Raw genomic sequence first — 14,505 nt, 5'->3', positions numbered from 1 at the left:
GGTTCCGTCCGGCTGAATGCCGCATCATGGCAGAGACGTCCTAATCGACTGTAATTCCCGCGCTTCCGGCTTCTGCCCTACCGACGATTGCTGCCAGCGGAAAGCCCGCCGAGCGGATCTGCTGCAGGACGTCCGCGGCTGCTTCGGGCGCGCAGGCGACGAGCAAGCCACCCGAGGTTTGCGGATCGGTCAGCAAATTGCGCTGCCAATCGGCCAGACCTTGCGGCAAGATCACCTCTGCCCCGTATGCAGCCCAGTTTCGGGTCGAGGCACCGGTGAAAAACTCCGCTTGCGCCAGTTCGGCGGCCCGGGTCAGCAAGGGCAGGCGGGCAAGGTCAAGATGCAGGCGCAGGCCCGCGCCGCGCGCGATCTCCAGCCCGTGGCCCAGAATCCCGAAGCCGGTGACATCGGTGATTGCATGCACATCGGCGCGCTTCGAAAGATCACTACCCACGCGGTTCAATGTCGTCGTCGAGGCGACCATTTCGGCCAGTCCCGCTTCGTCCAGCGCGTTTTTCTTGATGGCAGCGGAATAGATGCCGACGCCCAACCCCTTGGTCAGGATCAGCACATCGCCGGGTTTTGCGTCGGCGTTCCGGCGCAATTCGCTTGGATGACACAGACCGATCACGGCCAGACCATAGATCGGCTCTGGTGCGTCGATCGAGTGACCGCCGGCGACGGGAATACCGGCCTCGGCGCAGATTTCGCGGCCCCCCTCCAGAATCTGGCGGATCTGATCGGCGGGCAACTTGTCGACGGGCATGCCAAGGATTGCCAATGCCATGATCGGGCGTCCGCCCATGGCATAGATGTCCGAGATTGCATTTGTCGCCGCGATCCGTCCGAAATCGCGCGGGTTGTCGACCATCGGCATGAAGAAATCGGTCGTCGCGATCACGCAGGTATTGTCATCGACCTGCCAGACCGCCGCGTCATCCGAGGTCTCGGTCCCGACCAGAAGCTGGGGGAACGCCTGCGCCACCGGTTGACCGGCCAGCAATTCGCGCAGGACCGAGGGGGCCAGCTTGCAGCCACAGCCTCCTCCATGGGCAAGCGAGGTCAATCTGGGATGTTCATTCATGCGTCGGCTCCTGTTTGGGTCGCCTGTCAGTCAGCTTGCGGACAGTAACGTAGAAACCGGGAACCATGAAGACTCCGAGAAAGGTTGCTGCGATCATCCCGCCCATGACCCCGATCCCGATCGAGTTCTGCGCCCCTGCGCCAGCACCCTTGGCGATGGCAAGCGGCAGGACCCCCAGAATGAAGGCCAACGAGGTCATCAGGATCGGTCGAAGGCGCTGGCGCGCGGCCTCGACCGCCGCATCGACAGCCGAGCGTCCCGCATCCTGCAGTTCACGGGCGAATTCGACGATGAGGATGGCGTTCTTGGCGGCAAGCCCGATGGTCGTCAGAATCCCGACCTTGAAATAGACGTCGTTCGCCTGCCCGAAGGCCAGTGCCGCGACGACCGCACCCAGCACCCCGACCGGAACGGCCAGCATGACGGAAAACGGAATCGACCAGCTTTCGTAAAGCGCGGCCAGCGACAGGAACACGACCAGCGCCGAAAGGGCGAACAGGAATGGGGCTTGATTGCCTGCCTGCCTTTCCTGATAGGACAGGTCGGTCCAGGCAAGGCCGTAGCCGCCGGGCAGGGAAGCAACCAGTTCCTCCATCGCGTCCATCGCCGTGCCCGAACTGACACCCGCGCCCGGCTGGCCCTCGATCGCGATGGCGTCGATGCCGTCGATGCGGGACAGCCGCGGCTCGACCGGTTCCCAGCGTACGGTCATGAAGGCATTGAACGGCACCATGTCGCCATCCGAATTGCGGGCGTACCAGCTGTTCACGTCATCGGGTTGCATCCGGTTTTCCGCGCTGGCCTGTACGATCACCGGACGCAGTTGCGAGCCAAGAGCGAAGTCGTTGACCTCGTCTCCGGCAAAGATCGTGGACAGCATCGAGTTCACCGCCGGAACCGACACGCCAAGGCTTTCGGCCTTTTGCTGGTCGATGTCGATGCGCAGCGCCGCCTCGTCCTCGGAGCCACCGCTTTCGGTGTTCTGGACGCGGGAATCGCCCGCTGCGTTTTGTTCGAGCAGATCTGCCGCTGCCGTCAGCGCCTCGATTCCGCCGCCTGATTGATCGAGCAGATAGAAGGTAAAGCCCGAGGTATTCCCCAGTCGCGGAATAGCGGGGGGCTGCATGAACACGATCCGTCCGGCGCGATGACCGGCAAAGTGCTTGTTGGCCCGCTGCGCCACAGCCGAGGCTGACAGATCGGCATCACCGCGTTCGTCGAAATCGCGCAGCTTCACAAAGATCGTGGCCTGATTCTGGGCCGTTCCGGCATAGCCAAAGCCCATGGCGACGAATAGCGATTCAACCGCATCGCCCTCGTCGTTCAGCATGTATTCCTCGATCTCCTGCACGACGGCAGCGGTCTGCTGCGCAGTCGAGCCCTCGGTCAGGGTGATGCGCGATTGCAGCACGCCCTGATCCTCGGTCGGGATGAAGGTGGTGGTCAGGCGGCCGAACAGGTCCATCGCGCCATAGCTGAGGCCTGCGAGCACCAGAATGACCAGAAACGGCCTGCGCAACGTGCGCCGGACGGTCGCGGAATAGCCACGGGTGACGCGATCGAATCCGGCGTTGAACCAGCGCGCTGGGGCAAAGCGCGGCGCTCCGTGGCCGGGGCGCAGCATGCTGGCGCACATCGCGGGCGTCAGGATCAGCGCGACCAGAAGCGACAGCACCATGGCTGTGATGATCGTGACCGAGAACTGGCGATAGATCACGCCGGTCGAGCCCGCCATGAAGGCCATGGGAAGGAACACCGCCGACAGCACTAGCGCGATGCCCACCAGCGCGCCGCTGATCTGTCCCATGCTTTTCTCGGTCGCCTCGACAGGGCCAAGCCCCTCCTCGGACATCACGCGCTCGACGTTTTCGACGACGACAATGGCGTCATCGACCAGCAGGCCGATGGCAAGGACCATGGCGAACATGGTCAGTGTGTTGACCGAATATCCCAGCGCCGCCAGCATTCCGAACGTGCCCAGCAACACGACCGGAATCGCGATGATCGGGATCAGTGTCGCGCGCCAGTTCTGCAAGAACAGCAGGATCACGAGAAAGACCAGGACGATGGCTTCGATCAGTGTGTGGTAGACTTTCTCGATCGACAGTTCGACAAATGGCGCGGTGTCATAGGCGATATGGATCTCGACCCCGTCGGGCAGGGCGTTTTTCAGTTGCTCCAGCGTGTCGCGAACGCCTTCCGCCGTCTCGACCGCATTCGCGCCCGTGGCAAGGTTCACCGCAAAGCCCGAAGCGTTCATGCCGTTGAATCGGGAATCGCGGCCATAAGAGGTTTGGCCGATCTCGATCTCGGCCACGTCACCCAGCCGGACCGCCGCGCCATCCGCGCCTGTTTTCAGCAGGATATTGCGGAAATCATCGACCGAGGTCAGCTGGCTTTGTGCCGTGATCGTCGCGGTGAACTGCTGACCGGGGACCACCGGCTGACTGCCCAGATCCCCGACCGACACCGTGCTGTTCTGTTCGGCCACCGCAGAGGTGATATCGGTCGGCGTCAGCTGGAACTGTGCCAGCCGCAAAGGGTCCATCCAGATCCGCATGGCATAGCCCGAGCCGAAGACATTGACGCCCCCGACACCTTCGGTCCGCTTCACCGGCCCTTCGACGACCTGTTCCAGCAGGTTGCCCAATTCGATGGTGGAATGCTGGCCCTTGGTCGATACTAGCGAGCCGACCATCAGGATCGAGGATGACGACCGCGAGACCGAAACCCCCTCGCGCTGCACTGGCGAGGGCAGGCGGCTTTCGACCGAGCGGACCTTTGATTGCACCTCGTTCAGCGCATCGACCGGATCGACGCTGTCGTCAAAGGTCATGGTGATCGTCGCTCGCCCCTGTGACGAGGTCGAAACGGAATAAAGCAAGCCGTCCAGACCGGTCAGCGCATCCTCGATCGGGGTGGTGACCGAGTTCTGCACGGCCCGCGCCGTGGCACCTGAATAGGTGGCGGTGATGCGGATCGTTGTGGGGGCAATGTCGGGATATTGGGAAACCGGCAGACCCATCAGGGACCACGCTCCGATCAGCATGGTCACGATGGCCAGGACCCATGCGAAGACGGGGCGGTGGATGAAGAAGCGTGCCATCAGTTATTGCCTGTCGGCTGGCTTTCCGGCCGTTGGGCAGGTTCAGGCTGTTCTGGCGTGCTGCTTGCGGCTTCACCGGTCGCGGCGGCTTCGCCGTCATCCGTGACCTCTCGAACGACGCCCTGACCGTCGATCCGGACGGGAACGGTTTTCACCTCGGCTCCGGCGCGCAGGTTATCCAGACCGTCCAGCACGAGCTGCTCGCCGGGGGTGACACCTTGTGTTACGATCCAGCTGTTCTGATAGCTGCCCTGTTCGCTCAGCGTGATCTGCTGGGCTTTGCCGTCACGTACGACATAGGCCGTCAGCGTTCCGTCCGAGGCGCGTTTGGTCGCGCGCTGCGGTACCAGTACGGCGCGGGTCGAACCTAGCGTCAGCTGCACGCGCAGGAACTGGCCCGGCAGGATCAGGTGATCGGGATTGTCGAACTGTAACCGGATCGGGACCGTGCCCGTCGTGGGAGATACCAGAATGCCGGGGCTGACGATCCGGCCCGCGCCTAGATATTCATCGCCGGTTTCCAGTGTCAGGTGGGCCTGGATTTCCCGGTTGCGGATCAGTTCTCCGGCGTTGAACCTGGCGCGGTTGCGCAGGATGCTGGCGCTGGATTGCGAGACATCGACAAAAATCGGGTCAAGCTGGGTGACGGTGGTCAGCATCTCGGACTGGTTGGCGGTCACAAGATCGCCGACCGACACGCCCGCAACATCGGCCATCCCTTCGATCGGGCTGGTGATCTCGGTCCGGTCCAGCATCAGTTGCGCGGCATCGCGGGCGGCCTCGGCGGCCTTTAGCGCGGCCTCGGCCTGTTTCAGCGCGACCTCGGAATTGGCGCGATCCACCGCCGACACGCCCGAGCCCTCAAGTCGGCGATAGCGGGTCACCGTGTTCTGGGCTTGTGTCAGGCTGGCTTCGGCACCGGCGACATTGGCTTCGGACGCGGCAAGGGCGGCGGCCAGCGTCTCGGGGTCGATTTTGAACAGGACATCGCCGGTCTTGACCGGATGGCCGGGATCATAGGTGATTTCAAGAATTTCACCGCCAACCTGTGGGCGAATGGCGGTTTGCTGGAACGCGATGGCGCGACCGGGAAGCGTGATCGTATAAGGAACTTCTTCTTCGGCCGCGATCATTATGCCGACTTCAGCCGGGCCTTGCGGGCCGCGATTGCCCCGCTGCTGTGCCCATGCGGGTGTCAACGCCAATCCCGAAACAAGCAGCACTCCTGCCCATTTCGACACCATATGACCAAAGTTCATCTGCCGTTCCTGCGGTTGGATATTACGAACTGTCTAGCCCGTGAACCCCAATGGCAAGTAAACCGTGGCGAGATTTTCCTTCACGGAAACGCCAGCAGACGTGAACTGCCCGCGACCGCCCGTCCTAGAAGTCGACGCAGATGCCTTTTTTCTCGTAATCGCCGTAGCGGATGGGCTCGGGTCCGTCTCGTCCGCCCAACTCGACCGGCAGGTCAAGCGGCTTGGCGTTGCGACGGCGTTCTTCGGCCTCAGCCAAGGCGCGTTGCGCGGCGGGCGGCAGATCCTTGCGGTCGGTCATGGCGGTTTCCCCTGCATCACGCTAGATGCTGGGTATTCTAGTTTAGGGGGCGCAGATGGACAAGACGCGCAAGGTTCAAGGCGGCGACAGCGCCCGACAAGGTGCATTGCGGCTGCTGGCGGCGGTCGAAGAGGGTGCGACGCTGGACGAAGCGGCGACGCTGATCGAGCGGCTCGGCCCGTCGGATAGGGCGCGCGCGCGTCGGCTAGCGCTTGAGGTGCTGCGACGGTCGGATCGGGTGGATGCGTTACTGGCACCGCTGCTGGCGCGCCGCCCGCGCCCCGACATCCGCCGCATCCTGCGGCTTGCAACCGTCGAGATGCTGGCATTGGGCGAGGCTCCGCATGGCGCGGTCAATGCCGCCGTGACCCTGTGCCGGGGTCTGGGCGGCAAAGGTCAGGCAGCCTCTGGCATGGTGAATGCCGTTTTGCGCAAGGTGGCCAGCGCTGGCGATGCATGGTCCGCCCTGCCGCCGCAAAAACTGCCGGATTGGCTGCGTGGTCCTGTGGTTGCACAATGGGGCCGCGATGTCGCCCGCGCGATCGAGGTCGCACATGAGGCCGGCGCGCCCTTGGATCTGACCGCCAAAACGGGTTCGGCTCCGGGAGAGTTGCTGCCGACGGGGTCGTACCGGTTGCCTAGCGGAACGCAGGTCAGCGCGCTTGAGGGCTATGACAGCGGCGATTGGTGGGTGCAGGACGCTGCGGCAGCCCTTGCGGTGCGCGTGCTTGACCCGAAACCGAACGAGGTGATCGCCGATCTTTGTGCCGCGCCCGGTGGCAAGACGATGCAGATCGCGGCGGCAGGGGCGGATGTCACCGCGCTGGATATCTCGGAATCACGGCTGGCCCGTGTCGCGGAAAACCTTGAGCGCTGCGGGCTAAGAGCCACACTGGTTGCGGGCGATGCGTTGGAGTGGCGTCCCGAGGCGCTGCTGGATGCTGTTCTGCTGGATGCGCCCTGTTCGGCTACGGGCACGATCCGCCGCCATCCCGAGCTGCCCCTGATCCGCGATGGCGGCGCGATTGCCGGATTGGCCGATCTGCAGGCGCTGTTGATCGATCACGCGCTGGGGTTGTTGAAGCCGAACGGACGGTTGGTCTATGCGACCTGCTCGCTTTTGCCTGCCGAGGGCGAGGATCAGCTTGCCGCCGCCCTGCAGCGCCATCCCGATGTCAAAGTCGAGCCTGTGCAGACCCCCGGGATCGAGCCCGAATGGCTGACCGATCAGGGCGCATTGCGGTTGCGTCCCGACCTGTGGCCGGAACGCGGCGGTATGGATGGCTTCTTCATCGCGTGCTTGCGGAAATCCGGTTAGAAGTCCTAAGGTTGTCGGGTTCCAGCGAATGCGGCCACCATGAATGACTCGCCTTCCCCCCGCGGTTTCCTGCGTCGGCCCGAGCCGAAGGCCATCGGCCATTCCGGCCGTGGCGAGCAGATCGTCGGCGGGGAATTGCATCTTGGCGGCATGACCCTGACCGGCGAGTTTTTCGACGGTGAGATGCCCGCTTCGGTGGCGGCCGAGTTGCACGGTTTTGGCTGGCTCGATGATCTGGCGGCGGTCGGTTCGCCGCGCGCGCGTTCGGTTGCGCAGCATCACGTGCTGTTCTGGTTGCGCCGTCACAGGACGCTTCAGGCCGATGCGCTGGAATGGACACCGGCGATTGCGGGAAGACGGGTGTTGCACTGGATCTTCCACGCCGGAATGATCCTGCCCGGATTGGACCGCGAGGGGGCCGAGCCGTATTTTCGCTCGCTCGATGTCCATCTGAATCATTTGCGCGACAGTTGGTACGACTGTCCCGATGGTTTGCCCCGCTTGGAAGCGCTGGCCGGTCTGGCGATCGGCGCGATGTCTTTGCGCGACCGGCATACGGTCGCTGTCCCCGCGCTGATCGCATTGGCCGAAGAGGCCGACGCGATGGGTGTGGATACGCTTTCGGAATCCCGTGCGCCCGAAACGCTGCTCGAAGCCATGGCGCTGCTGGTCTGGGCCCAAGAGGTGGCGGACGAAGCGGGGTTGGAATCCCCCCCCGAATTGCGCGCGATCATAGCGGAGATTGCGCCAATCCTGCGCGCGCTGCGTCATGCGGATGGCGGATTGCCCAGTTTCCATGGTGGTGGCCGCGGGGCGGCGGGGCGTCTGGATCGCTGTTTGCGGGCCGCTGACGGCGCTGCTTTGCCAGCACATGGGCTGGCGATGGGCTTTGCCCGCATGAACCGGGCGCGCACGACGCTGATTCTGGACGCGGCCGCGCCGCCGGGCGGTCCGGCGGCTATTCGCGCCCATGCCTCGACCTTGGGGTTCGAACTGACCGTGGCGCGCCAGCCCTTGATCGTGAATTGCGGTCCGGGCGACGGTTTCGGACCTCTTTGGGCCAAGGCCAGCCGCGCGACACCCTGCCATTCGGCGCTTTGCCTCGAAGGGCTTTCCTCGTCGCGGTTGAATCACAACCGGCAAGAGGGCGAGCCCGATATCCTGACCGAACGACCGGCGCTTGTCTGGGCGGGGGATTGCGATGCGCTGGGGAATCTGACCGCGCCCGATTGCGGACCCGCCCATTCGCCCGAACCGGCGCATCTGCTTTCGGGCCATGACGGCTGGCTGGAAAGCCATGGCCTGACCCATTTGCGTGAATTGTGGCTTTCCGCCGATGGCGGTGTTTTGCAGGGCGAGGATTCGCTTGCGGCACTGGATTCCAGTGCCCAATCGAAACTAGATCACGCCCGCCCGACCGAGGGACTGGCCTTCGATATCCGCTTCCATCTGCACCCCGATATCGAGGCGGATCAACAGGCTGGGCACATCCAGTTGACGCTGCCCGGTGGCGAGCAATGGCAGTTCAGCCATGACGGAGTGGGCCGCGTCCGGCTAGAGGCCAGTTGCCTGCTTGACCGCAGTCATGCCGAGCCGCGCCCGTCGCGCCAGATCGTTCTTTCTGCACGATTGCAGGGGCGGGCTATTCAGATCGGCTGGACCTTGGCGCGATCCGGCGCTAGGTGACGGGCAAATTCGCGATCCATGACGGGGCCCCAACCGATGACCGACCGCATTCCGCTGAAACGTGCGCTGCTTTCCGTTTCCGACAAAACTGGCCTGATCGAATTCGCCCGCGCACTTGCCTCGCGCGGTGTCGAGCTGCTCTCGACCGGCGGTACAGCCAAAGCCCTGCGCGAGGCCGGCCTGTCGGTGATCGACGTGGCGCAGGTCACCGGATTCCCCGAGATGATGGATGGTCGCGTCAAGACGCTGCATCCGGTCGTTCATGGCGGTCTGCTCGCGCTGCGCGACAATGCCGAGCATATGGCCGCTGCGACCTCGCATGGCATCGGCATGATCGATCTGCTGGTCGTGAACCTGTATCCCTTCGAGGAAACCGTCGCCAAGGGCGCGGATTACGACGATTGCATCGAGAATATCGACATCGGCGGTCCGGCGATGATCCGCGCGGCATCGAAAAACCACGCTTTCGTCACCGTTGTCGTCGATGTTCAGGACTATGCCTCCGTGCTGGCCGAACTGGACGCCAATGACGACACCACGCGTTATGCCTTCCGTCAGCGTCAGGCCCAGATCGCCTATGCCCGCACCGCGGCCTATGACGCGGCTGTCTCGGCATGGATGGCGCAGGCGATTGGCGAAGAAACCCCGCGCCGCCGCAGCTTCTCGGGCGAATTGGCGCAAACCCTGCGCTATGGCGAGAACCCGCACCAATCTGCCGCCTTCTACAAGGACGGCTCGGATCGTGCAGGCGTTGCCACCGCCAAGCAATGGCAGGGCAAGGAACTGTCCTACAACAACATCAACGACACCGACGCGGCGTTCGAGCTGGTTGCCGAGTTTGATCCCGCCGAAGGCCACGCCGTCGCGATCATCAAACACGCGAACCCTTGCGGCGTTGCCCGTGGTGCGACTGCCGTCGAAGCCTATCGCCGCGCCTACGATTGCGACCGCACCTCGGCCTTTGGCGGCATCGTCGCGCTGAACTGCACGCTGGATGCCGATACCGCCCGAGCGATCACCGAAATTTTCACCGAAGTCGTCATCGCCCCCGATGCGACCGAGGAAGCCCGCGAGATCTTCGCCGCGAAGAAGAACCTGCGCCTCTTGACCACCGGCGGTCTGCCCGATCCGGCGGCAGCGGGGACCTCGTTCCGCCAAGTCGCGGGCGGCTTCCTTGTGCAGGGTCGCGACAACGGTCGCGTCTCGCGTGACGATCTGAAAGTCGTGACCAAGCGCCAGCCTTCCGCCGAGGAACTGGACGACCTGCTGTTTGCATGGACCGTCGCCAAGCACGTCAAGTCGAACGCCATCGTCTATGTCAAAGACGGCGCGACCGTGGGCGTGGGTGCGGGCCAGATGAGCCGGGTCGATTCGACCCGCATCGGCAAGCGCAAATCCGAAGACATGGCCGAGGCTCTGGGCCTGTCCGAGGCGCTGACCAATGGCTCGGCGGTGTCGTCCGACGCCTTCTTCCCCTTCGCCGACGGGATCGAGGCTTTGGCCGCCGCTGGCGCGAAGGCCGTGATCCAGCCGGGTGGCTCGATGCGTGATGCCGAGGTGATCGAGGCCGCCGACCGTCTGGGTCTGGCCATGGTCTTCACCGGCCAACGGCATTTCCGACACTGATGTCGCTGACCCCCGCGCCCCAGAAACCGCGGAAGTCTCCGACGGCAACGCGCAAGACAGGTGCCTTGAAAAAGGCGCCTGAATCTCCGGTCTGGCGCAATGTCGGCCTGATCGCGCTTCTGGTCTTCGTTGTGGATCAGGCGCTGAAATATCTGGTCGTGCATCTGTTGCAGCTTGATCGTGTGCGCGAGATCGACGTGATCAGCCCTTGGCTCAATCTGCGCATGGCGTGGAATCAGGGGATGAATTTCGGCCTGTTCGCCAGCGATGTCGATGTGATGCGCTGGGTCCTGATCGCGATTGCGGTTGCCGTCTGCCTTTGGGTCGGCACATGGGTTTTGCGGGCCAAGCCCTCGAAACTGGCTCAGGTGTCGGCCGGTCTGCTGATCGGCGGTGCGTTGGGCAATGTGATCGACCGGATGGTCTATGGCGCGGTCGCGGACTTTCTGAACATGTCGCTGCCGGGCTGGCAGAACCCCTATAGCTTCAACGTCGCGGATATCGCGATCTTCATTGGCGCTTTGGGGTTGGTCATTCAACCGCCCGAGGGCAAGGTCGATCCGGCAAAGCGGCGCCAGCCGCCAAAACCGCGCACGCAGCAACCTGGCACACCGCGCGCGCCGCGCACCGGCACGAAGCCTCCGGCGCCGGTCGGGCAGGGTGAGTTGTTGCTGGAGGAGACACCACGAGGCGACAAGCCCCGTGACGAGGGCGGCAAAGCAGGCTAAGAACAGCGCCAGACGAAGGTGAGGGACGGAATATGCGGGCATTCGCGGTGACATTGACCATGCTGGGGCTGGCCGCTTGCAGCTCGGACCCGCATCTGATGAACACCAGCGCGGGCCGTTCCAGTCCCGACGAGTTTGCCATCCTTCCGACCAAACCGTTGAGCATGCCGCCGGACCTGCACACATTGCCCACACCGACGCCCGGCGGGCCGAACATCACCGACCCGACGCCGGAATCCGATGCGATTGCGGCGCTTGGCGGCAATCCGGGCCAGTTGACGGTGCGGGGAGTCGGTGCGGCCGATGGTGCGCTGGTCAATCATGCGTCGCGCTTCGGTCGCGATCCCGCGATCCGCGTCATCACTCTGCAAGAGGATCTGGATTGGCGCAGCCGCCATTCCCGTCGCGCGCTCGAGATTCTCGCTGGCACGGATGTCTATTACCGTGCCTATGAAGCGATGACTCTGGACAGCTGGGCCGAACAAGAGCGCTGGCGTCCGACCGGCGTGCAACTTCCCGCGGCTCCTCCCCGGCTCGAGTCGGGTGGCCTGTCGCCGGAAGCGCAAGAGACTGCGGATCGCCTCGCGAACCAATAGTTTCCTCAGGTCGATCACGGCGAGATGACGCGCTGCTGACTTGCACGTTGGCTGCGCTAAGGGCAGGGTCTGGCTGCGTCCCGGAACCGGAGCCTGCCGATGAATATCTTTTTGCGCCTTTCGCCCCTTACGCTGGCGTTGGCCGCCACCCCCGCTTTGGCCGAAATGCCCAAGGGGATCAGCCATTTCAAACTGGATAACGGACTTGAGGCCGTTGTGATCGAGGATCACCGCGCGCCCGTCGTCGTCCAGATGGTCTGGTACAAGATCGGCTCGGCCGACGAACAGCCCGGCAAGTCGGGGATCGCGCATTACCTTGAACATCTGATGTTCAAGGGCACCGACAAGCTGGGACCGGGCGAGTTGTCCAAGACAGTGACCGCCAATGGTGGCATGGACAACGCCTTTACCAGCTACGATTACACCGCCTATTTCCAACGGATCGCGGCTGACCGTCTGCCTCTGGTCATGGAGATGGAATCCGACCGGATGCAGAACCTGAAGATCGGCGAGGATGACTGGAAGGCCGAGCGTCAGGTCGTGCTCGAGGAACGCTCGCAGCGAACCGACAGCGACCCCGGCGCGCAATTTTCCGAGGAACGCAGCGCCGTCCAGTTCTACAACCATCCCTATGGTCGCCCCGTGATCGGTTGGCGCCAGGAGATGGAGGGCCTGACCCGCGAGGATGCGATCGAGTGGTATGACAGGCATTACGCGCCGAATGACGCGGTGCTGATCATCGCGGGCGATGTGACTGCCGATCAGGCGCGCGAACTGGCCGAGAAATACTACGGTCCCGTGCCGTCCAAGGCTGACGCGGCCCGCAAGGCGCGCCCGCAGGAACCCGAGCAGCGCTCGGCCCGACGGATGGAACGCAGCGATCCGCGCGTAGCGCAGCCGGTGATGATCCGCACGACTCTGGCCCCCGAACGCAACGCGGGCGATCAGAAGCAAGCTGCCGCGCTGAGCGTTCTGGCCGAACTTCTGGCGGGTTCGGCGCAGACGTCGGTGCTGGCGCGCGATCTGGTGCTGACCGGCAAGGCGCTTTACGTCGATGCCGCTTATGACGGGCTGACCGTCGATCCGACGACCTTCGGGCTTTCACTGGTTCCCGGACCGGGGGTGAGCAATGCCGATGCCGAAGCCGCCTTGGACGCAGCCCTCGCGAAATTCCTGAAAGACGGTCCCGACCCGACCCAGCTCGAGCGGGTCAAGACCCAGATCCGTGCGTCGCGCATCTACGCCCAGGATTCAGCGCATGGTCGGGCCTATGATTACGGGCAGGGTCTTTCCGTCGGCCTGACGGTCGAGGATGTGAACGATTGGCCCGATATTCTGGCAGCGGTGACTGCGGATGACATTCGCGTTGCTGCCAAGCTGGTGCTCGACAGCCGTGCCAGCGTGACCGGTTGGTTGCTGCCCGATGCCAGTGCCACTGCGGACGCGCCTCAAGCCGTCTCTGCTGATGCTGCCCCTGCCGAGGAAGTCCAATGATCCGCGCATTTGCAACCTTCGTCTTCGTCGCGCTGGCCGCTTTGCCGGCCCGCGCCATCGAGATCCAGCAAATCACCTCTCCGGGGGGCATCAAAGCATGGCTGGTCGAGGATCACTCGATCCCGTTCACCTCGCTGTCGATGATGTTCAAGGGCGGGGCCAGTCTGGACGCTCCGGACAAACGTGGCGCAATCAACCTGATGACCGCGCTTCTGGAAGAGGGCGCGGGCGACATGAACTCGGTGCAATATGCCGAGGCAGTCGAGGGGCTGGGCGCGCTGAACCGCTTCGATGCAGGCGATGACGCCCTGACCATTTCGGCACGTGCATTGACCGAAAACCGCGACGAGGCCGCCGATCTGCTGCGGCTGGCGCTGACCGATCCCCGCTTCGATAGCGACGCCGTCGAGCGGGTGCGGGCGCAGGTCCAGTCGGTCATCCGCAACGAGGCGACCGATCCGAATGCGATCGCCGCCAAGAAACTGTCCGAGCTTTCATGGGGCGACCATCCCTATGCGACTTCGGTGAACGGGACCGAGGAATCGGTCGCCGCATTAACGCGGGATGATCTGGTCGATGCCAAGAACCGCGTGCTTGCCCGCGACCGGGTTGTCGTGGCGGCTTCGGGCGATATCACCGCTCAGGATCTGGGCGTGCTGATCGACCGCATTCTGGGCGGTTTGCCGGAAAAGGGTACCGTACCCTTGCCGGAAAAGACCAAGTTGCAGTTGACGGGCGGGGTGACGGTGATCGACTGGGATAGCCCCCAGACCGTCGTGAGCTTTGCCCAGGCCGGTCTGCCGATGTCGGACCCCGATTACTTCGCGGCCTATGTTGCCGACCATATTCTGGGCGGCGGTGGGTTTTCCTCGCGCCTGATGGACCAGATCCGCGAGAAACGCGGTCTGACCTATGGCGTCGGCACCGGCCTTGCGAATGGCGTTTACGGTGAGACGTGGCAGGGCGGCATGGCCAGCGCGAATGGCAAGGTTGCCGAAGCGGTGGATCTGATCCGTCAGGAATGGGACCGCTTTGCCGAAGGTGGTGTGACCGACAAGGAACTGAACGACGCCAAGACGTATCTGACGGGCGAATACCCTTTGCGCTTCAACGGGAATGGCAAAATTGCCAGCATTCTTGCGGGGATGCAGTTGATCGGTCTGCCCGCTGATTACGTCAATACCCGTAATGCGCAGGTCGAGGCCGTCACCGCCGAGGATGTGCAGCGCGTCTCGAAACGGCTGCTGCATTCCGACCAGATCCGCTTCGTTCTGGTCGGTCGACCCGACGGCGTAACCGCAACTGACTGA

General features: G+C 63.8%; 11 protein-coding genes. 7 read left to right on the top strand and 4 right to left on the bottom strand.

What is annotated here, in order from left to right:
* Positions 1–40 precede the first annotated feature (40 nt).
* From selD to GL286_RS10460, 4 genes are all read right to left on the bottom strand, one after another.
* On the bottom strand, positions 41–1,084 hold the full coding sequence (gene selD / locus GL286_RS10475; RefSeq protein ID WP_155095518.1) for a selenide, water dikinase SelD: 1,044 nt from the start codon (positions 1,082–1,084) through the stop codon (positions 41–43).
* Positions 1,077–4,190, bottom strand: coding sequence for an efflux RND transporter permease subunit (locus GL286_RS10470; RefSeq protein ID WP_155095517.1), 3,114 nt, complete (start codon positions 4,188–4,190; stop codon positions 1,077–1,079). The genes selD and GL286_RS10470 overlap by 8 nt, the downstream gene beginning before the upstream one ends.
* Entirely contained in the window at positions 4,190–5,449 is a 1,260-nt protein-coding gene (locus tag GL286_RS10465; RefSeq protein WP_155095516.1) for an efflux RND transporter periplasmic adaptor subunit, read from the bottom strand. The genes GL286_RS10470 and GL286_RS10465 overlap by 1 nt, the downstream gene beginning before the upstream one ends.
* Before the next feature lie 124 nt (positions 5,450–5,573).
* Positions 5,574–5,747 (bottom strand): DUF1674 domain-containing protein, encoded by a 174-nt coding sequence (locus GL286_RS10460; protein WP_155095515.1) that lies wholly within the window; start codon positions 5,745–5,747, stop codon positions 5,574–5,576.
* Positions 5,748–5,802: 55 nt separating this feature from the next.
* Here GL286_RS10460 and GL286_RS10455 point away from each other — a divergent pair, with 55 nt between their 5' ends.
* The 7 genes from GL286_RS10455 (at position 5,803) to GL286_RS10425 (ending at position 14,505) form a co-directional block, all read left to right on the top strand.
* Positions 5,803–7,065 (top strand): RsmB/NOP family class I SAM-dependent RNA methyltransferase, encoded by a 1,263-nt coding sequence (locus tag GL286_RS10455; RefSeq protein WP_155095514.1) that lies wholly within the window; start codon positions 5,803–5,805, stop codon positions 7,063–7,065.
* 39 nt (positions 7,066–7,104) lie between these two features.
* The gene (locus GL286_RS10450) at positions 7,105–8,751 is read left to right on the top strand and encodes a heparinase II/III family protein (RefSeq protein ID WP_155095513.1); all 1,647 of its coding nucleotides are present in this window, start codon (positions 7,105–7,107) and stop codon (positions 8,749–8,751) included.
* 36 nt (positions 8,752–8,787) lie between these two features.
* Positions 8,788–10,377 (top strand): bifunctional phosphoribosylaminoimidazolecarboxamide formyltransferase/IMP cyclohydrolase, encoded by a 1,590-nt coding sequence (purH, locus tag GL286_RS10445; RefSeq protein ID WP_155095512.1) that lies wholly within the window; start codon positions 8,788–8,790, stop codon positions 10,375–10,377.
* A 65-nt stretch (positions 10,378–10,442) separates the two neighbouring features.
* Positions 10,443–11,105 carry a signal peptidase II gene (lspA, locus tag GL286_RS10440; RefSeq protein WP_246184915.1) on the top strand — a complete coding sequence of 221 codons (663 nt, stop codon included), beginning with the start codon at positions 10,443–10,445 and terminating at the stop codon, positions 11,103–11,105.
* 32 nt (positions 11,106–11,137) lie between these two features.
* Complete coding sequence (locus GL286_RS10435; RefSeq protein WP_155095510.1) at positions 11,138–11,701, top strand: DUF3035 domain-containing protein; 564 nt, start codon at positions 11,138–11,140, stop codon at positions 11,699–11,701.
* Between the two features lie 99 nt (positions 11,702–11,800).
* Positions 11,801–13,195, top strand: coding sequence for a M16 family metallopeptidase (locus GL286_RS10430; RefSeq protein ID WP_155095509.1), 1,395 nt, complete (start codon positions 11,801–11,803; stop codon positions 13,193–13,195).
* Complete coding sequence (locus GL286_RS10425) at positions 13,192–14,505, top strand: M16 family metallopeptidase (RefSeq protein ID WP_155095508.1); 1,314 nt, start codon at positions 13,192–13,194, stop codon at positions 14,503–14,505. Before GL286_RS10430 ends, GL286_RS10425 begins: the two co-directional genes overlap by 4 nt.

The sequence above is a fragment of the Paracoccus aestuariivivens genome, assembly GCF_009711225.1.
Lineage (GTDB): Bacteria > Pseudomonadota > Alphaproteobacteria > Rhodobacterales > Rhodobacteraceae > Paracoccus > Paracoccus aestuariivivens.
This window is presented reverse-complemented; position numbering and strand designations above follow the sequence as displayed.